We start from the raw sequence: 18,631 nt of genomic DNA on the forward strand, positions 1-18,631 counted from the left end.
ATCAGTCCTGTTGCCATGCCACCGCGCCGTCACACCAGATGCCGTTCTTCTCGAACTCGACGTGCTGGGCGCGGATCCAGTCGCGATAGGTGTCGTTGAATTCCTTCTTGCGCGATGAAATTGACTTGCCCCGCGCGGCGGCAGTCAGCGCCTGAAAGTCGTCGTAATTGAGCAGGACTGTGTCCGGCCGACCATCCTTTTCAACGATCACAGGCTCGGTCTTGGCCTGGCTGCAAAAGTAGCCGAACCGGTTCTTGGCTTCTGTGGCGGTGACTTGCATGGGGCGTTCTCCTTCTGGCTATTTTAGCCATCAAAGCAGGAGATGGTGCACGGGCTGTCATTGCGGACCTGATCCGCAATCCATGACTTCAACGGCCGTCGCCGCTGCGCGGTGGATACCGGGTCAAGCCCGGTATGACAGCCCGACAGCCTTGCTTTTGCCCCGATCAGGCCGCCGTTGTCGGCGTTGTATTGCGCAGCCTGATGTGCAGCTCGCGCAGCTGTTTCTCATCCACCGGCCCAGGAGCCTGCGTGAGCAGATCCTGCGCGCGTTGCGTCTTCGGGAAGGCGATCACGTCGCGCAGGCTTTCCGCGCCGGTCATCAGCATCACAAAGCGGTCCAGGCCGATGGCGATGCCGCCGTGCGGAGGCGCGCCGTACTGCAGCGCGTCCAGCAAAAAGCCGAACTTCAGCTGCGCCTCTTCGGCGTCGATCTTCAGCGCGCGGAATACCTTGCTCTGCACCTCTTCACGGTGAATACGGACCGAACCACCGCCCAGTTCGATGCCGTTGAGCACCGCGTCGTAGGCCTTGGCAATCGCCTTGCCGGGATCGTTTTCCAGCAGGTCTTCGTGGCCGTCCTTGGGCGAGGTGAACGGGTGGTGCACCGCGTTCCAGCGCTGGCCGTCTTCGTCGTATTCGAACATCGGGAAGTCGATGACCCACAGGGGCCTCCACTCGCCTTCGATGAGGCCGTGCGACTTGCCGAATTCGCTGTGGCCGACCTTGACGCGCAGCGCGCCGATGGCGTCGTTCACGACCTTGGCCTTGTCGGCGCCAAAGAAGATCAGGTCGCCGTCGGTGGCGCCAGTGCGCTTGATGATTTCGGCGATGGACGCATCGTGCAGGTTCTTCACGATGGGCGACTGCAGACCTTCGCGGCCCTTGGCGACTTCATTGACCTTGATCCAGGCCAGGCCCTTGGCACCGTAGATCTTGACGAACTCGGTGTAGGCATCGATCTCGCTGCGGCTCATGCCGCTGCCGCCCGGCACGCGAAGCGCCACCACGCGGCCATCTTCTGCGTTGGCAGGGCCGGAGAAAACCTTGAAGTCCACGTCCTTCATCACGTCGGTGATTTCGGTGAACTCCATCTTCACGCGCAGGTCAGGCTTGTCGGAGCCGTACAGGCGCATGGCGTCCGCGTGCTTCATGACCGGGAAGGCGCCGATGTCGATGCCCTTCACGTTCTTGAAGGTGCTGCGGATCATGCCTTCGAACATGGTGCGGATTTCTTCTTCGGTCAGGAAGGAGGTTTCCACGTCGATCTGGGTGAATTCAGGCTGGCGATCGGCGCGCAGGTCTTCGTCGCGGAAGCACTTGGTGATCTGGTAGTAGCGGTCGTAGCCGGACACCATGAGCAACTGCTTGAACAGCTGAGGCGACTGCGGCAGCGCGAAGAACATGCCGTCGTGCACGCGGCTGGGCACGAGGTAGTCGCGCGCGCCTTCGGGCGTGCTCTTGGTCAGCATCGGCGTTTCGATATCGATGAAGCCGTTGGCGTCGAGGAACTTGCGCACCTCCATCGTCACCTTGTAGCGCAGCATGAGGTTGTTCTGCATGTACGGGCGGCGCAGGTCGAGCACGCGGTGCATCAGGCGGGTCGTCTCCGACAGGTTGTCGTCGTCGAGCTGGAACGGCGGCGTGACCGACGGGTTGAGCACCGTCAGTTCGTGGCACAGCACTTCGATCTTGCCGCTCTTGATGTTGTCGTTGATGGTGCCCTCAGGGCGCGCGCGCACCAGGCCCTTGATCTGGATGCAGAACTCGTTGCGCAGGCCCTCTGCCGTCTTGAACATCTCGGCACGGTCAGGGTCGCACACGACCTGGACGAAGCCTTCGCGGTCACGCACGTCGACGAAGATCACGCCGCCATGGTCGCGCCGGCGATTGACCCAGCCGCACAGGGTGACGGTCTGGCCAAGCAGCGCTTCGGTGACGAGGCCGCAATAAGTGGTGCGCATTTGGGTTTGGGACATGGAAAAACCTTTGAGAAACGACGGGCCGCGAGAAGCGGCGCATCAACCCCGGTTGGCGGGCGAAACGACGCCCATCGAGATCACATATTTGAGCGCCTCATCGACGCTCATCTTCAATTCGATGCAGTCGCTGCGGCGAAGCATCACGAAATAGCCGCCCGTGGGATTGGGCGTGGTGGGAACATAGACGCTGAGGTACTCGCCCACCAGATGGTCGGTGACTTCACCGCCCGGTGCGCCAGTGACGAAAGCAATGGTCCAGACATCGGGCCGGGGCCACTGCACCAGCACGGCGGTGCGAAAGGCGTTGCCACTTTCGGAGAACAGCGTGTCAGAGACCTGCTTGACGCTGGAATAGATCGACCGCACCACCGGAATACGGCTGACGACGATGTCGCCCCAGCTCACCAGCTTCTTGCCAACAAAGTTGCTGACGACTGCGCCCACCAGCAGCAAGATGCCCAGGGTGAGCAACACGCCAAAGCCGGGAATGTGAACGCCGATCAGCTTGTCGGGATGCCAGGCTGCAGGAAGAATCTGCAAGGTGCCGTCGAGCGTGCCGATGATCCACTGCAGGACGGCAATGGTGATGGCAACCGGCACGATGACCAGCAGCCCCGACAACAGCCATTTGCGCAGCTTGGCCATCACTTGGTACCGGAGGTGCCGCTGTCGGCAGGCGCGGAGGGTGTCGCGGCCGGCTTGGACTCCGCTGGCTTGGAGCCTGTCTCGGCGGACTTCGCGTCGCCGGACTTGGACGCTTCGGCTGGCTTGTCAATGGCAGGGGCAGATGTGCCGCCGCCCTTGAAATCAGTGGCGTACCAGCCGGAGCCCTTGAGCTGGAAACCGGCAGCAGTCACCTGCTTGGAAAACGTTTGCGCGCCGCACGCGGGGCACTGCGTCAGAGGCGCGTCGCTCATTTTCTGCAGGACGTCCTTGGCATGGCCACAGGAGGCGCATTTGTATGCGTAGATGGGCATGTCGCTCTTGGGGTTGGGGTGTTGGCCTGATGACAGGCCCTGGGCGTTGCAAAGCCCTCAATTATAGGCGGCGCCCCCCGAAATTCCCGCGCAGACCGCAAGGCCGGCGAACCGGCCGGCCGGTCAGCGCGCCGGCAATCCGGCGACGTGACTCGTCGCTTCCTTGCGATCCTTGAGGATTTGCGGCAACAGCGAGCCGGCAACCATGCCCAGGAAGGCCGCGATGAGCCCTGCCAGCTGTCCGGGGAACATCTTGCTCAATGCTTCGCCGCCCACTTGCGGCATGAAGATCACCCAGACCGCGATGCCCAGGGCGACTGACAGGATGGCGCCCTGCGTCGTGGCCCGCTTCCAGTAGATCCCCATCACCAGCGGCACGAAAGCGGCGACCAGCGTGACCTGGTAGGCCGATGACACCAGGTCGTAGATCGGGGTTCCCTTCATGGCGATGGCATAGGCCAGCACGATGCCGGTGAACACAATGATGCTGGCGCGCATCGCAAAAAGCTGCTGCTTGTCGGTCATGCCGGGGCGCAGGTTCTTCAGGATGTTTTCGACGAAGCTGGTCGAGGGTGCGAGCAGCGTGGCCGACGAGGTGCTCTTGATCGCCGACAGCAGCGCACCGAAGAACAGGATCTGCATGACCAGCGGCATCTTGGTCAGCACGAAGGTCGGCAACAGGCGCTGGTAGTCGTCCTTGGCCAGTTCCATCGCGGTGTTGCCCATCACCACCACGGCGCTCGCCACGATGAACATCGGCACGAACGCAAACAGGATGTAGCTGACGCCGCCGATCACGGCGCCATTGCGGGCGGTGTCGGCGTCCTTGGCGGACATCACGCGCTGGAACACGTCCTGCTGCGGAATGCTTCCCAGCATCATGGTCAGGCCGGCTGCGATGAAGAAGGCGATTTCGGTGAAGGTGGGCGGCGGGAAGAAGTTGGTCAGGTTCTGCGACGTCACCAGGTTCAGCACGGCGCCCGTGCCACCGGCCAGGTCGCTCGCAAACACCGCAATGATCGACATGCCGACCACCAGCACGATCATCTGGATGAAGTCGGTCCAGGCAACGGCCAGGAAGCCGCCGATCACCACATAGACCAGCACGGCCATGGTGCCCACGATCATCCCGGTGGTTTCGGACATGGCGCCGTTGGTCAGCACCGAGAACACCAGACCCAGGGCCGTGATCTGCGCGGCAACCCAGCCCAGGTAGCTCAGGATGATGGCAAGCGAGCAGAACACTTCGATGCCGCGTCCATAGCGCTGGCGGTAGAAGTCGCCAATGGTGAGCAGGTTCTGCTTGTACAGCTTGGCCGCAAAGAACAGGCCCACCAGGATCAGGCAGGTGCCTGCGCCAAACGGGTCCTCGACGACAGCACCCAGCCCGCCTTGCACGAACTTGGCCGGGATGCCCATGACCGTCTCTGCGCCAAACCAGGTGGCGAATGTGGTCGTGACCACCATGATGAGCGGCAGCCGCCTGCCTGCGATGGCGAAATCGGTCGTGTTCTTGATGCGCGTGCCGGCCCAGACACCGACAGCAAGCGTACCCAGAAGGTACAGGACGACAAACGTGATCAGCGTGTGGTTCATCGACAGCCCAAGCCCTGTTGAAAGAAAGCCCATCCATTGGGCTGCGAAATTATGCCGCAGCCCCACCCGCGAATCCGGTCAGAAAATGACGATCCGCATCACGATCTGCATGGCCAGCAAGCCCAATGCAAAACCCACGCCACCGTAGATGATCGTCTGCAGCAGGCGGTTCGTACGCTTTTGTTCTTGCAGCAGTTCGGCCATCTCGCCCCGATCGCTTTGCGGACGCTGCTGCAGGTACTGGTGGATCAGGCGCGGCAACTCGGGGATGAGCTTGGCGTAGCGCGGGGCCTGGTCGCGCAACTCCTCCAGCATCTTCTGCGGGCCGATCTGCTCGATCATCCATTTCTCCAGGAACGGCTTGGCCGTGGCCCAGAGATCGAGGTCGGGGTCGAGCTGGCGACCCAGGCCCTCGATGTTGAGCAGCGTCTTTTGCAGCAGCACGAGCTGCGGCTGGATTTCGACATGGAAGCGGCGCGAGGTCTGGAACAGGCGCATGAGCACCATGCCCAGCGAGATCTCTTTGAGCGGCCGGTCGAAATACGGCTCGCACACCGTGCGAACCGCGGCTTCGAGCTCATCGACGCGCGTCTGCGGCGGCACCCAGCCCGACTCGATGTGCAACTCTGCGACACGCTTGTAGTCCCTGCGAAAGAACGCGGTGAAGTTTTGCGCGAGGTACTCCTTGTCGTGCTCGGTCAGCGTGCCGATGATGCCGAAATCCAGCGAGATGTAGCGCCCGAAGGTGGCAGGCTCCAGGCTGACCTGGATGTTGCCGGGATGCATGTCGGCATGAAAGAAGCCATCACGAAACACCTGCGTGAAGAAGATGGTGACGCCATCTCGCGCAAGCTGCGGAAAATCGACGCCCGCCTGGCGCAACCTATCGATCTGGCTGATCGGCACGCCGGTCATGCGCTCCATGACGATGACCTCAGGGTGACAGAAGTCCCAGAGCATTTCGGGGATCAGCACCAGGTCGAGCCCCGCCATGTTGCGCCGCAGCTGCGCCGCATTGGCTGCCTCGCGAACCAGGTCGAGCTCATCGTGCAGGTACTTGTCGAACTCGCCGACCACCTCGCGCGGCTTCAGGCGCCGGCCGTCTTCCGACAGGCCTTCGACCCAGCCGGCCATCATCCGCATCAGGCCCAGGTCTTTCTCGATGACGGGCAGCATGCCGGGCCGCAACACCTTGACGGCGACATCGCGCAGGTTGCCGTTGCGGTCCTTCACGACCGCGAAGTGAACCTGCGCGATCGACGCACTCGCCACCGGCTCGCGATCAAAGCTCACGAATACCGAATCGACCGGCCGCTTGAACGCGCGCTCGATCGTGGCGATGGCAATCGCGGAATCGAACGGCGGCACCCGGTCCTGCAACAGCGCCAGTTCGTCGGCGATTTCGGCCGGTAGCAGATCGCGTCGCGTGGACATGACCTGACCGAACTTCACGAAGATGGGCCCGAGCGACTCGAGCGCGAGCCGCAGGCGCTGTCCGCGTGGGGCACTCAGGTCACGCCCGAAGGTGACCACACGCATCAGCGAATGAAGGCCGGGCCGCTGGAAACTCGCCAGGAACAACTCGTCCAGCCCGAACCGCCAGGCAACCCAGAAAATGTAGAGGCCGCGCAGGTAACGCGTCATGCAGCCGGCCCCGAGCCAGCCGGTGATGCCGAAGGCGCAGGTGTGCCGGCAGTAGCGGCTGCGGCGGCTGCGGCGGCTGTGGCGGCTGTGGGAGCAACCGTCGCCGCCGGGGTCGTGGGCGCTGATGCACCGGGTGCCTTCGCCACGAATTGCCGCAGCGCCTGCATCATGCGGCGGCCCGCTTCGCCCAGCGCATGCGCGGGCGCGTCGCCGATCACGCGCGAGAGATCTTCCTCAAGATCCCAGCGGACGTTTTCGACGAGCCAGTTGATCTCGGCTGCCAACTGGACATCGCCAACGATACGCACTGGCGGCTTGTCACCCCGGAACGCCGATTGCGCCAGCCCGAACGGAGACTCTTCGGTGAGTGTCAAGGTGAGATCGGGGACCGCTGAAGGAGACGCGATGTCCAGCAAACCGGCCGGAGTCACTGCAAGGCGGATGTCAAACACACGCCACTTCGCCTCGACGATGCGGCCGGACTGGCGTACAAGACGCGCCTGCGCCTCGCTCTCTTGCATCAGCACGTGGTTGACCAGGAGGACAAAGCGCCGTTGCACCTCGTCAACCAGCCACTCGGGCGGTTTCAGGCCGGTCGTCACCCGCGAAAGGATGTCGTCCAGAAACGGAAAGGGGGACTGTGTTGCCATAGTCCCCCATTATTCATGACGTTGAATGAACTTACTGGAGTGCCTGCACCCCGGCAACCAGCCAGCCCGACGAGCCGCTCTTGGGTTTGGTCATGTTCCACACTTCGCGGAACGGGCTCGGGCCTGCCGACGCATCTTCGCGGATCATTCCGGAGAACTCGACGCTCGCCATGTAGTCGTCACCCAGGTCTTCAATGCCCAGCAATTGCGCTTCGAGCATGACCACGTCCGTCTTGTTCGGCTGTCCGCCGATGTGGGTCTCGCGCTCTGCAAGTTGCGACCGGATTTCGACGAGCATGCCGTCAGTCATCATGGCGCGCAGTGACTCGATGTCCGAGCGGTCCCAGGCGTCTTGCAGGGTCACGAAGTTGCGCTTGGCTGCAGTGATGAAGCCGGGCGTGTCAAAACCGGCCGGCACGCCCCAGTTCTGCGATCCTGCCAACCCCGAGCCGATCTGAACGCCGCTGCCGATGCTGCCTGTCGCGCCACTGGCTGCCGCGGGTTGACCGAACTTGCCGGATTCGAAAGCCATGCTGCTTCGCTCCCAGGGGCGAGCTGACGCATCGTTGCCGACCTTGTCAGGGCTGTACTGGCGAGCGGGCTCGGGCGTCGCTGGCGTCGCACCTGCGCCCTGGAAGGCATACGGGGACTGCGACTGCTGCGCTGCGCCGCCGCGACGGGCTCGCATGATCATGCCGATGACCACCATGACCACGAGTGCCAGCAAGCCGAACATGAGGATCTGTCCGAGCGCGCCACCCAGGCCGAGGGAGGATGCAAGCCACGCCAGTCCGAGACCGGCTGCCAGGCCGCCGAGCATGGCGCCCCACGGACGCTTCGGTGCCGCAGCCGCAGCGCCAGGATTGGCCGCCGGCGTGGCGGGTGCCGCCTGGTTTTGCTGCGCGGGTGCGGCAGGCTTGCCGGCATCGCGCTGCGTCACGTTGCTCGATTGCTTGCCCATCGATCCGCCGCCGCCCAGCCGACGGGCCGCATCGGCCTCGAAGCTGGAAAGCGCCAGGACCGTCACCAAAGCCCATGCCCATAATTTCATCGTTGTCTCCTGCAGGGCTTGCGCCCAAAATTGTCTGACTGCTTTACTTCAACACTTCAACACTTGATGCCCACATGCAGGGCGACCACGCCGCCCGTCATGTTGTGATAGTCCACATGGCCGAAACCGGCCTTCTTCATCAGGTCCTTGAGCTCTTGCTGCGTCGGATGGACCTTGATCGACTCGGCCAGGTACTTGTAGCTGGCGCTGTCACCGGCCACCAGGCGACCTAACTGCGGCAGCACGTTGAACGAGTACCAGTCGTAGGCCTTGGCCAGCGGCTTGGCCACCTTGGAAAATTCGAGCACGAGGAGCTTGCCGCCCGGCTTGAGCACACGCTGCATCTCGGCCAGCGCCACATCCTTGTGCGTCATGTTGCGCAAACCGAAGGCAACGCTGACCAGATCGAAACTCGCCGTAGCGAATGGAAGCTTCTCCGCGTCGCACACCATCGTGGGCAATGCGACGCCGGCATCGAGCAAACGGTCACGACCGGTACGCAGCATCGCCTCATTGATATCGGTATGCACCACCTGGCCGGTGGGGCCGGCCTTGCGCGCAAACCCGAGCGCGAGGTCGCCGGTGCCGCCTGCGATGTCCAGAACCTTCTGGCCTGGCTTCACGTTCGCGACGAGCATCGTGTAGGCCTTCCAGGCGCGATGCAGGCCCATCGACATGAGGTCGTTCATCACGTCGTATTTCGGAGCGACCGAGTCGAACACGCCGCGAACGCGACGCGCCTTTTCTCGCTCATCGACTGATTCGAAACCGAAGTGGGTGTTGCTCATCTGTTGAAGTGCCTGACGTTATCGGATGCTAGACGCAATCGAGTCTTGCGAGTGGCAAACCCTCAGGTGATGCCGGGGATTGAAATATCAACGCGCGGCCTCAATGCCCACAGCTCTGTCCGGGCTTTTCCGGCATGGCCGAGTCGCGATCCACGCCGGCCTGCTGCAGCCGCCGGTTGTAGTCGGCCCATAGCTGGTCCTGCTGCGAGCCCAGGAAGTAGAGGAAATCCCACGAGAAGATGCCTGTGTCGTGGCCGTCCGAAAACCGGGGCTGCACGGCATAGTTGCCGATGGGATCGAGCGCTTCGAGTTGCACGTCGCGCTTGCCGGTCTGCAGCACTTCCTGGCCCGGCCCGTGCCCCTGCACTTCAGCCGAAGGCGAATACACGCGCATCAATTCGAACGGGATGCGAAAACGCGCGCCATCGGCAAAAGCAACCTCGAGCACGCGCGACTGCGAATGAACCGTGATCGCTTCAGGAATGGGTGTTGTGGGTGAGAGACCTGCCATGCGGCCATTCTAGGTCGCATGGCCGTGGCCCTTGACCCCGCAGGGCCGCTCAGAACCGCAGCGACAGGTTCACGTAGAAACGGTCGTCGCCGCGCTTGGGCGCTGCCGAGTTGAAAGCCAGCGGCACCTTGCTGCCGGCAATGATGCGTCCGTAATCCAGCGAGACTGCGAAAGGCTCTTTGGAGAATCGAAGCCCCAGACCCGCGCTGGCAATGCGATCCGACGATGGCTTGTCGGCGCCGTTGGGGTTGTTGTTGCCCAGCCATCCGCCGTCCAGGAAGCCCAGCAGCCGCAGGCCGGGCGCCAGTTCAGGCGTGGTGACTTCGAACGAGGTCATGAAGCCCTTGTCGCCGGTGATGGGCCTGTCGATATCGGTCCCGCGAACCGAGCCCAGGCCGCCCAGCCCGAACTGCTCGCCGGCAATCAGCACGTCGGGGCTGTACTGGAATTGACCACGCACCGACCAGAGCCAGTCCTTGGCGAAGCTGGCCGCATAGTTGCCGCCGCCTCGCAGGGCTTTCCAGTTGACGGTATTGATGCGCAGCGTCTCGCTCTGGTAGGACATCAGGTCGTTGTTGCGGCCGCTCGACAGATTGGCCGAGAAGTCGAAGTTGTAGCCCCACGAGGCATTGTCCGAATCGGTGTGCGCGCTGTAGCCCACGGTGAGCGGCCGGCTGCGCCGATCGCTGCCGATCACCACGCCGTTGATGACGGTCGCGTCGAACACCTTGTCTTCCAGGCCGAGCGTGACGTAACTGCGGCGTCCTCCCTCGGGCGGCAGGTAGTGCGTGTAATTGACGCCGAAGGTGTGGCCGGCACCCGTGCTGGTGAAAGTGCCGAAGTCGCCCACCACGTCGGAGCGGGTGTAGCTCGCGCCGATCACGCCGCCCATGGCATAGAGGGGAACACGGTACGACAGTCCCAGCTGCTTCACGTCATCGGGCTTTTGCAGCGAAGTCGTGTAGGCACCGACGAAATGATGGTCCAGGTTGAACAGGTTGGTGTGGCCGCCCGAAACCGTGAAGCGGTCCCGGCCCGACGACTTGGTCCCGGCGTTGGACAGACTCAAGGCGAGCGTCCACGGACGCTTTTCCTGCACGGTGATGGTGGCGTCGATCTTGTCGGTCTCGCTGCCCTCGCGCAGGCCGAGCTGGATCAGCTTGTTCGGGTTCTCGTTGGCGATGGCAGTCTGGATGGCCAGGGTCTTGAAATTGGGCGAGCCGCCTTCCTGGAGTTCGGGCAGCGTTCGGCGCACATTGCCTACGTCGTAGATCGTGGCGCCTTCGATGGCGACCTTGCCGATCGTGAACTTGACGATATTGAGGGTGACGGTGGAGCCCACTTCCTGCGGTGGCAGCGCGACGCGGTGCAGACCGAACCCCTGCGCACGGAGCGCGGCTTCAAGTGCGGCCGTTGCCTTTTGCAGTGTGTCTATCGTCGCATCGGCCCGAAGGTATGGCGCAAGCACCAGGCTGGTCTCGCCCTCGCTCAGGGGGTTGTCGCCGGTGACCTTGAAGCCTTTGATGGCGAAGGTAGGTGACGGTGCCGCCGACGCCATGGCAGGGTTGCCAGGACTGGCGGGCGTCTGGGCATGGGCGCAAACCATCCCGCCCATCGAAGCCGCCACGACCCACACCAGCCGGTTGAGCCCACCGTTACGCGAACGGGGCGCGCTTTGCCCTTTGGTCATTTCTTCTCGCCCTCTTATTAGCAAACCGATGAGCTCAAATTGTCTCATCGGCGTAACTATGTGTCATCCGCGTAACGCCCCCTCAGGCGTTATTTGCACTGGCCTCCGGCCTTGACGCCGCTTTCGGCCAGCACGCTGACCAGCAACGGGTTGCGGGAGCTTGGCAACGGAGTCTTGTCGAACTCAAGGAACTTGGGCACCGAAATGGGCCGCTTGGTTTCCCCGCCGACACCGGCAAACCCTGCCTCACCCTTGCCCAGGTGGAGGATGTCGCCAGCAGTCGCAATTTCGATGTGGCCGTCCCGCACGAAGACGAACAGGCCCTCTTCGTTATCCGAAACGTTGTCGCCAGAAAACAACTTGGGCGGCACCGTCACGGCGTCAGGCCGTGGGCCATCCATGGCCGGCTGGCTGGCGATGGGGCGAATGGCCGTGGGCGTGATCTGCAGGCCCTGGCCTTCCTGAAGCACCTGCAGCGCCGTGTCGCCCTGGCGGTTGACTGCGATCGAGCCGAGCCAGGTCCAGAGCGTGAGGTCTTCGCAGGTGTCGGAGTTCTCGCGGCTCGTGCAGTTGATGTCCAGCCCGGTGCCGCGAATGCCGATGGTGGCAGTGGCGGTGTTGAAGCCGACGTTGCGGTTGTTCGCCTTGGCGATCAGGCCGGTGAGCGCGCGAACCGAGCCGCGCAGCACGGAAGCCAGGAACCGCCCTTCGCCAGCGTTTTTGGTGTCGTAAACGAAGTTGTCGACGCGAAAGCGCGTGGTGGAACCGAGCGTGATGCGCGTGTCGTCGCGGAAAGCCAGCACCGCCTGCGTGGCGCCGGATGTTTCAACCAGGTCACCCGGATAGACACTGCCGCCATTGACCAGGCGCCTGCGCTGGCCGGCTGCATCGACGGCATTGACCGTGCCCTGCGAAGACACCACCTTGGCGCTCGCCTGCACCGCATTGGGACGGGAGGACTCCGACACTGCAGCGGACTCGGTGCCGCAATCGCGCGAGCAGACGCGTGCGTCGAAGTCGGTGCCGCGAATGCCGATGGTGGCTGTATTGGTCTGGACCTTGGCCGCATTGGGCGAGCCCTTGGCGATAAGGCCGGTCACGGCACGAAAGCCACCACGAACCAGTTGCATCAGCATGCCGTTGTCGGGGGCGTTCTCGCGAAACTTGTACTGCTGCAGCACGATTTCGGAGTTGGGGCGTACGGTCATCCGGGTGCCGTCTTCCATCTTGATGATGGCGGAGGCTCCGTCAGAAGTGGTGAGGCGATCGCCCTCCTTGAGGGTCAGCCCCTTGCCAAGGGTGCGGGGCACCTGGCCGGCGGTCTGCGCAAAGCCGACGCCACGGGAGAATTCAACTTCACCGGCTCCCTGTGCTGCGGCACCGAACGTGGATACCGCCAGCAGGACGCCAATGGCGGCAGGACGGAATTTGTGAATCTGTGGGGCGACCATGCATAACCTCCGGATACCGAACTTGCCTCTGAATACTGCTACCTCAGCATGTTATACACGCTTGTGCGCTAGGGGCATACAGCCGCATCCCGTACTCAGGGGGTGCAACGTGCGGATTTCACATAGAACTGCAATTTCCAGACCGGGCTGAGAGACGCGCGCACAGATCGAGTTCCAGCTCTGTGAGCTTGCTCACAACTTCAGCGAGTTGCTGTGGCGATGCATTCCGCTGCGCTGCACTCCACACGGAACCCGGGAAATAGCTGTCCCACCTGAATCGCGCGATCACATGCCAGTGCAGGTGCGGCACCGCATTGCCCAGGGCCGCGAGATTGATCTTGTCCGGTGCGAGGTGCTGGCGCAGGCACTCCTCCACGCAGACGACGGCATCCATGCACAAACGCCGGTCGTCGGCAGGAAGCTGCGAGAACTCGGGCACATGTTCGCTCCAGACCACCCGGTAGAACGCGGCGATGCCCGGCTCGTCACAGCGGATCACGCGAAACTTGTCGCTTGTGAACACCAGGGTGCCGCCGGGGCCGTCGCACAGTGGGCAGCCCGGTGCCTTCATCAGACGAGCACCCGCTCGATCCCGCCGTTGTTCGCGGCATTCACATATTCGGGCATCCAGTCCGCGCCCAGGATCTTGTTGGCCATCTCGACCACGACGTAATCTGCTTCGAGCAGGCCGTTTTGCAGGTCATTGCCGTAGCGGGTCAGGCCCTGCAGGCAGCTCGGGCAGCTGGTGAGGATCTTGATGTTGCCCTTGGCGCCGGGGCCGCCTTCCACGCCAGCCATCGACGCGCGCAGCGCCGTTTCATCCTTGCGCAGCTCTTCTTCCTTGCGAAAGCGCACCTGCGTGGAGATGTCGGGCCGCGTCACGCCCAGCGTGCCCGACTCACCGCAGCAGCGCTCGGACTTGCGCACGTTGTCGCCGACCAGCGCCTTCACGGTCTTCATGGGCTCCTGCAGTTTCATCGGGCTGTGGCACGGGTCGTGGAACAGATACCCCGCCGCCTGCGCCGGGTCGGACAGGTCGAGCGTGATGCCTTTTTCGAGCAGGTATTCGTGGATGTCGATGATCCGGCAGCCCGGGAAAATCTTGTCGAACTCGTAGCCCTGCAACTGGTCGTAGCAGGTGCCGCAGCTCACCACCACCGTCTTGATATCGAGGTAGTTGAGCGTATTGGCCACGCGGTGAAAGAGGACCCGGTTTTCCGTGATCATCTTTTCGGCCTTGTCGAACTGGCCCGAGCCTCGTTGCGGATAGCCGCAGCACAGATAGCCGGGAGGCAATACCGTCTGCACACCCGCATGCCAGAGCATGGCCTGCGTGGCCAGGCCGACCTGCGAGAACAATCGTTCCGATCCGCAACCGGGGAAATAGAACACCGCCTCGGTCTCCGAGGTCGTCGACTTCGGGTTGCGGATGATAGGAACGTAATCCTTGTCCTCGATGTCCAGCAGCGCGCGTGCTGTTTTCTTGGGAAGGCCGCCGGGGAGCTTCTTGTTGATGAAGTGAATCACCTGCTCCTTGATCGGCGAGCGCTCGTGCGTGGCAGGCGGCTTGGCCGTTTGCTTGCGCGCAAGGCCCCGCAAGAGGTCGTTGGCCAGGCGCTGCGCCTTGAAGCCGACATCGACCATGGCGGTGCGCATGAACTTGATCATCTCCGGGCTCGTGGCGTTGAGCATCAGCATTGCCGCGGCATTGCCCGGACGGAAGCTCTTCTGGCCCATCTTGCGCAGGAGGTTGCGCATGTTCATCGACACATCGCCGAAGTCGATCTTGACCGGGCATGGCGACAGGCACTTGTGGCAGACCGTGCAGTGGTCGGCCACATCCTCAAACTCCTGCCAGTGCTTGATCGACACGCCGCGCCGGGTCTGCTCTTCGTACAAAAAGGCTTCGACCAGCAGCGAGGTCGCCAGGATCTTGTTGCGTGGGCTGTAGAGCAGGTTGGCACGCGGCACGTGGGTCGCACACACGGGCTTGCATTTGCCGCAACGCAGGCAATCCTTGATGCTGTCTGCAATGGCGCCGATGTCCGACTGCTGCATGATCAGCGACTCATGGCCCATCAGGCCGAATGACGGCGTGTAGGCGTTGGTCAGGTCGGCGTACACCGAGGTTGCGCTGTCCGCCTGCGAATGCCGCAGCAGCTTGCCCTTGTTGAAGCGCCCCTCGGGATCGACCTGCTGCTTGTAATCGGCAAATGGCTTCAGCTCCTCGTCGGTCAGGAACTCCAGCTTGGTGATGCCGATACCGTGCTCACCCGAGATCACGCCATTGAGCGATCGGGCCAGGATCATGATTCGCTTGACGGCCGTGTGGGCCGACTGGAGCATCTCGTAGTCGTCGCTGTTGACCGGGATGTTGGTGTGCACGTTGCCGTCGCCGGCGTGCATGTGCAGCGCAATCCAGACGCGGCCCTTGAGCACGCGCTTGTGGATGGCGGTCACCTCTTCCAGGATCGCAGCGAAAGGGTCGCCTGCAAACAGCTGGTGCAGCGGCGCGCGTATCTGGGTTTTCCAGCTGGCGCGCAGCGTGTGGTCCTGCAGCTGGGGGAAGAGGCTGTCAACGTTGACGAGCCAGTCCTGCCACTGCGCGCGCACGCCGTGCAGCAACTCCAGCGCCTGGCCCACGCGGTCTTCCAGCAGCTCCGCAGATGGAATCTCGCTCGCATCGTCCTGCTTGCCCAGCGGCAGGTTGCCGCGGCTGAAGAACGCGATCAGCCCGTCGGCCAGCTTGAGCTTGTTGGCCAGCGACAGTTCGATGTTGATGCGCTCGATGCCGTCGGTGTACTCGGCCATGCGCGGCAACGGAATCACCACGTCTTCGTTGATCTTGAACGCGTTGGTGTGCTTGCTGATGGCCGCAGTGCGCTTGCGGTCCAGCCAGAACTTCTTGCGCGCCTCGGGGCTGATGGCGATAAAGCCCTCGCCGCTGCGCGAATTGGCGATGCGAACCACCTCGGAGGTCGCGCGCGCCACGTCGTCGGCGTTGTCGCCTGCGATGTCGCCCACCAGGACCATCTTGGGCAACACGGCTCGCTTGGATTTGGTCGAGTAGCCCACAGCCTTCAGGTAGCGATCGTCCAGATGTTCCAGGCCTGCCAGCACAACCCCCGTGCGCAGTTGCTCGGCGAACATGAAGTCCTTGATCTCGACGATGCTGGGCACGGCGTCGCGCGCATTGCCGAAGAACTCCAGGCAGACCGTGCGCGTGTGCGTGGGCATGCGGTGAACGACCCAGCGTGCGCTGGTGATGAGGCCGTCGCAGCCTTCCTTCTGGATGCCCGGCAGGCCCGACAGGAACTTGTCGGTCACGTCCTTGCCCAGGCCTTCCTTGCGGAAGGTACGCCCGGGGATCTGCAGGGTTTCGGTGCGGACCGGCGTCTTGCCGTCGGCCTGGAAATAGCGGCACTCGAAGGTCGCCATCTCGGCGTCGTGGATCTTGCCCAGGTTGTGGTCGGTGCGGGTGACTTCGAGCCACTGCGCCTGCGGCGTCACCATGCGCCAGGACACCAGGTTGTCCAGCGCCGTGCCCCACAGCACCGCCTTCTTGCCGCCCGCGTTCATCGCGACATTGCCGCCGATGCACGATGCCTCGGCGGAAGTCGGATCGACTGCAAAGACGAAGCCACCGCGCTCTGCCGCATCGGCCACACGCTGCGTGACAACGCCGGCCTCGGTCCAGATCGTGGGAACCGGCTGGCTGTGCCCGCCGATGGTCACCATCTCGACCTCGGTCATGGCTTCGAGCTTTTCCGTGTTGATCACGGCGCTCTTCCAGGTCAGCGGAATCGCGCCGCCCGTGTAGCCCGTGCCGCCGCCGCGCGGAATGATGGTCAGGCCCAGGTCGATACAGCCCTTGACCAGGCCGGCCATCTCGGCTTCGGTGTCAGGGGTGAGCACGACGAAGGGGTATTCGACACGCCAGTCGGTCGCGTCCGTCACATGGGAAACACGCGACAGGCCATCGAACTTGATGTTGTCGCCGGCGGTGTACTTTCGCAGTGCGCGCCGCGTCTCCTTGCGCAAGTCCCACATCTGCTTGAACGCTTCGCCGAAAGCCGTCACGGCGGCGCTGGCGCCCTTGAGCAATTCACCGACAAGCGCATCGCGCGCCGCGTCACCATCAGGGGTGCGGCGCTTTTGCACTTCGGAGAGCCGGTGATGCAGTGCATCGACCAACTGGCCGCGCCGTCGCGGATTGTCCAGCATGTCGTCCTGCAGGTACGGGTTGCGCTGAACCACCCAGATATCGCCCAGCACCTCGTAGAGCATGCGTGCGGAGCGGCCGGTCTGGCGCTCTTCACGCAACTGGTTGAGCACATCCCAGGCGCGTTCGCCCAAGAGGCGGATGACGATCTCGCGATCGGAAAACGAGGTGTAGTTGTACGGAATCTCGCGCAGGCGGGGGGCGTCGTCGGCCTTGGCCATCAGCTGGTTGAGCGTAGTCGGTGCGTTCACTTGAATTAGGGCTTTCCTGTCAGCCAAACGAATGCAACACGGCTGAGGAAAGATGTTACCGCAGTGCAGCAAGACCCTGCGCCCTTATGGAAACCCCGCTTGTAAGGGTACAGTGCGCCCCTGTTAAATCGCCTGTCACAAACAAACCGTATCTTCGTGACGGCCCGATCCGATCGGTCGGGCTTTCAAGCAGTCATCCAAGGAGAACCAATGAAACTGCAACTATCCGCCGCAGCCCTCGCTCTTGCCTTCGCCCTCCCGGCGCAGGCCCAGACCGAGATCCAGTGGTGGCATTCGATGGGCGGCGCCCTGGGCGAATGGGTCAACGACCTCGCCAAGGAGTTCAATGCAAGCCAGAAGGATTACAAGATCACGCCGACCTTCAAGGGCAGCTACGACGAATCCATGACAGCGGCCATCGCGGCTTTCCGCGCCGGCAATGCACCGCACATCCTTCAGGTGTTCGAAGTCGGCACGGCGACGATGATGGCCTCCAAGGGCGCCGTCGTCCCGGTCGGCGAAGTGATGAGCAAGGCTGGCCTCAAGTTCGACCCCAGCGTTTACGTGCCTGCCGTTTCGGGCTACTACACCGCACCGAACGGCCAGATGCTGAGCTTCCCGTTCAACAGCTCGACGCCGGTCTTCCATTACAACAAGGACGCGTTCAAGGCCGCCGGCCTCGATCCGGAAAAGCCGCCGACGACATGGCCTGAAGTGGCCCTGACGGCTGCCAAGCTCAAGGCATCGGGTCACAAGTGCCCGTTCACCACCAGCTGGATCAGCTGGACGCAGCTGGAAAGTTTCTCGGCCTGGCACAACGTGCTGTACGCAACCAAGAACAATGGTTTCGGCGGCACCGACACGCGCCTGGCATTCAACAGCCCGCTGCACGTGCGCCACATCGAGAACCTGGCCAACATGGCCAAGAGCGGCCTGTTCATCTACAAGGGCCGCAACAACGCCGCTGACGCCACCTTCGTGTCGGGCGAGTGCGCCATGGTGACGGGCTCTTCGGCGCTGTCGGGCAGCGTCAAGCGCAACAGCAAATTCGCCGCCGGCATCGGCACCCTGCCCTACTACCCTGACGTGAACGGCGCTCCACAGAACACCGTCATCGGCGGCGCCAGCCTGTGGGTGATGTCGGGCAAGAAGACCGAAGAGTACAAGGGCATCGGCCAGTTCTTCAACTACCTGTCGCAGCCTGAGGTGGCGGCCAAGAGCCACCAGCGCACCGGCTACCTGCCTGTGACGAAGGCTTCGTTCGAGCTGACCGAAAAGTCCGGCTTCTACAAGCAGAATCCGGGCTATGACGTGTCGGTCAACCAGATGGTTCGCAAGACCACCGACAAGTCGCGTGGCGTGCGCCTGGGCAACTTCGTGCAGATCCGCACCATCATCGACGAGGAGCTCGAAGGTGTGTGGCGCGGTGCGAAGCAGCCCAAGGAAGCACTGGATGCAGCGGTGCAGCGCGGCAATGAGCAGCTGGAGCGTTTCCAGAAGGCCAACAAGGGCTGAACGGCTGAGGATGTGTGCCGGTCT

Annotated in this window: 15 protein-coding genes; 1 reads left to right on the plus strand and 14 read right to left on the minus strand. The window is 63.1% G+C overall.

From position 1 onward, the window contains the following. Position 1: 1 nt before the first annotated feature. The 14 genes from AQ12_RS06255 to AQ12_RS06320 form a co-directional block, all read right to left on the minus strand. Entirely contained in the window at positions 2-280 is a 279-nt protein-coding gene (locus tag AQ12_RS06255) for a type II toxin-antitoxin system Phd/YefM family antitoxin (protein WP_048439025.1), read from the minus strand. Between the two features lie 166 nt (positions 281-446). Further along, positions 447-2,258, minus strand: coding sequence for an aspartate--tRNA ligase (gene aspS / locus AQ12_RS06260; protein ID WP_238587665.1), 1,812 nt, complete (start codon positions 2,256-2,258; stop codon positions 447-449). A gap of 42 nt (positions 2,259-2,300) precedes the next feature. Further along, entirely contained in the window at positions 2,301-2,906 is a 606-nt protein-coding gene (locus AQ12_RS06265; RefSeq protein ID WP_048439027.1) for a DUF502 domain-containing protein, read from the minus strand. Next, entirely contained in the window at positions 2,906-3,238 is a 333-nt protein-coding gene (locus tag AQ12_RS06270) for an FmdB family zinc ribbon protein (RefSeq protein WP_048439028.1), read from the minus strand. Before AQ12_RS06270 ends, AQ12_RS06265 begins: the two co-directional genes overlap by 1 nt. Positions 3,239-3,361: 123 nt before the next feature. After that, the gene (locus AQ12_RS06275) at positions 3,362-4,834 is read right to left on the minus strand and encodes a sodium:solute symporter family protein (protein WP_048439029.1); all 1,473 of its coding nucleotides are present in this window, start codon (positions 4,832-4,834) and stop codon (positions 3,362-3,364) included. A 78-nt stretch (positions 4,835-4,912) separates the two neighbouring features. Next, positions 4,913-6,478 (minus strand): ubiquinone biosynthesis regulatory protein kinase UbiB, encoded by a 1,566-nt coding sequence (gene ubiB, locus AQ12_RS06280; RefSeq protein WP_048439030.1) that lies wholly within the window; start codon positions 6,476-6,478, stop codon positions 4,913-4,915. After that, a complete protein-coding gene (locus tag AQ12_RS06285) occupies positions 6,475-7,128 on the minus strand; it encodes a hypothetical protein (protein WP_048439031.1) in 654 nt (217 codons plus the stop codon). The genes ubiB and AQ12_RS06285 overlap by 4 nt, the downstream gene beginning before the upstream one ends. Positions 7,129-7,159: 31 nt before the next feature. Further along, the gene (locus tag AQ12_RS06290; RefSeq protein WP_048439032.1) at positions 7,160-8,179 is read right to left on the minus strand and encodes a Tim44 domain-containing protein; all 1,020 of its coding nucleotides are present in this window, start codon (positions 8,177-8,179) and stop codon (positions 7,160-7,162) included. Positions 8,180-8,235: 56 nt separating this feature from the next. Next, a complete protein-coding gene (ubiE, locus tag AQ12_RS06295) occupies positions 8,236-8,967 on the minus strand; it encodes a bifunctional demethylmenaquinone methyltransferase/2-methoxy-6-polyprenyl-1,4-benzoquinol methylase UbiE (RefSeq protein ID WP_048439033.1) in 732 nt (243 codons plus the stop codon). Positions 8,968-9,067: 100 nt separating this feature from the next. Further along, positions 9,068-9,478, minus strand: coding sequence for a gamma-butyrobetaine hydroxylase-like domain-containing protein (locus AQ12_RS06300; protein WP_048439034.1), 411 nt, complete (start codon positions 9,476-9,478; stop codon positions 9,068-9,070). Positions 9,479-9,527: 49 nt separating this feature from the next. Continuing rightward, positions 9,528-11,168, minus strand: a complete 1,641-nt coding sequence (locus tag AQ12_RS06305) for a ShlB/FhaC/HecB family hemolysin secretion/activation protein (protein WP_048439035.1) — start codon at positions 11,166-11,168, stop codon at positions 9,528-9,530. 89 nt (positions 11,169-11,257) lie between these two features. After that, positions 11,258-12,619 carry a FecR domain-containing protein gene (locus AQ12_RS21965; RefSeq protein ID WP_053076580.1) on the minus strand — a complete coding sequence of 454 codons (1,362 nt, stop codon included), beginning with the start codon at positions 12,617-12,619 and terminating at the stop codon, positions 11,258-11,260. Positions 12,620-12,737: 118 nt separating this feature from the next. Further along, the gene (locus AQ12_RS06315) at positions 12,738-13,190 is read right to left on the minus strand and encodes an HIT family protein (RefSeq protein ID WP_048439036.1); all 453 of its coding nucleotides are present in this window, start codon (positions 13,188-13,190) and stop codon (positions 12,738-12,740) included. Then, entirely contained in the window at positions 13,190-17,092 is a 3,903-nt protein-coding gene (locus tag AQ12_RS06320) for an FAD/FMN-binding oxidoreductase (protein WP_082151430.1), read from the minus strand. Before AQ12_RS06320 ends, AQ12_RS06315 begins: the two co-directional genes overlap by 1 nt. A 210-nt stretch (positions 17,093-17,302) precedes the next feature. On the opposite strand from AQ12_RS06320, the gene ugpB reads away from it, so the two are divergent. Further along, positions 17,303-18,607, plus strand: coding sequence for a sn-glycerol-3-phosphate ABC transporter substrate-binding protein UgpB (gene ugpB, locus AQ12_RS06325; RefSeq protein ID WP_048439038.1), 1,305 nt, complete (start codon positions 17,303-17,305; stop codon positions 18,605-18,607). The last annotated feature ends 24 nt before the right edge of the window (positions 18,608-18,631 follow it).

It is taken from the genome of Caenimonas sp. SL110 (assembly GCF_001044395.1).
GTDB lineage: Bacteria > Pseudomonadota > Gammaproteobacteria > Burkholderiales > Burkholderiaceae_C > Ramlibacter.

Bases quoted from the DNA above. Each gene is read 5' to 3' on its own strand.
- AQ12_RS06255 (WP_048439025.1), bottom strand. From the start codon at position 280: ATGCAAGTCACCGCCACAGAAGCCAAGAACCGGTTCGGCTACTTTTGC.
- aspS (WP_238587665.1), bottom strand. From the start codon at position 2,258: ATGTCCCAAACCCAAATGCGCACCACTTATTGCGGCCTCGTCACCGAA.
- AQ12_RS06265 (WP_048439027.1), bottom strand. From the start codon at position 2,906: ATGGCCAAGCTGCGCAAATGGCTGTTGTCGGGGCTGCTGGTCATCGTG.
- AQ12_RS06270 (WP_048439028.1), bottom strand. From the start codon at position 3,238: ATGCCCATCTACGCATACAAATGCGCCTCCTGTGGCCATGCCAAGGAC.
- AQ12_RS06275 (WP_048439029.1), bottom strand. From the start codon at position 4,834: ATGAACCACACGCTGATCACGTTTGTCGTCCTGTACCTTCTGGGTACG.
- ubiB (WP_048439030.1), bottom strand. From the start codon at position 6,478: ATGACGCGTTACCTGCGCGGCCTCTACATTTTCTGGGTTGCCTGGCGG.
- AQ12_RS06285 (WP_048439031.1), bottom strand. From the start codon at position 7,128: ATGGCAACACAGTCCCCCTTTCCGTTTCTGGACGACATCCTTTCGCGG.
- AQ12_RS06290 (WP_048439032.1), bottom strand. From the start codon at position 8,179: ATGAAATTATGGGCATGGGCTTTGGTGACGGTCCTGGCGCTTTCCAGC.
- ubiE (WP_048439033.1), bottom strand. From the start codon at position 8,967: ATGAGCAACACCCACTTCGGTTTCGAATCAGTCGATGAGCGAGAAAAG.
- AQ12_RS06300 (WP_048439034.1), bottom strand. From the start codon at position 9,478: ATGGCAGGTCTCTCACCCACAACACCCATTCCTGAAGCGATCACGGTT.
- AQ12_RS06305 (WP_048439035.1), bottom strand. From the start codon at position 11,168: ATGACCAAAGGGCAAAGCGCGCCCCGTTCGCGTAACGGTGGGCTCAAC.
- AQ12_RS21965 (WP_053076580.1), bottom strand. From the start codon at position 12,619: ATGGTCGCCCCACAGATTCACAAATTCCGTCCTGCCGCCATTGGCGTC.
- AQ12_RS06315 (WP_048439036.1), bottom strand. From the start codon at position 13,190: ATGAAGGCACCGGGCTGCCCACTGTGCGACGGCCCCGGCGGCACCCTG.
- ugpB (WP_048439038.1), top strand. From the start codon at position 17,303: ATGAAACTGCAACTATCCGCCGCAGCCCTCGCTCTTGCCTTCGCCCTC.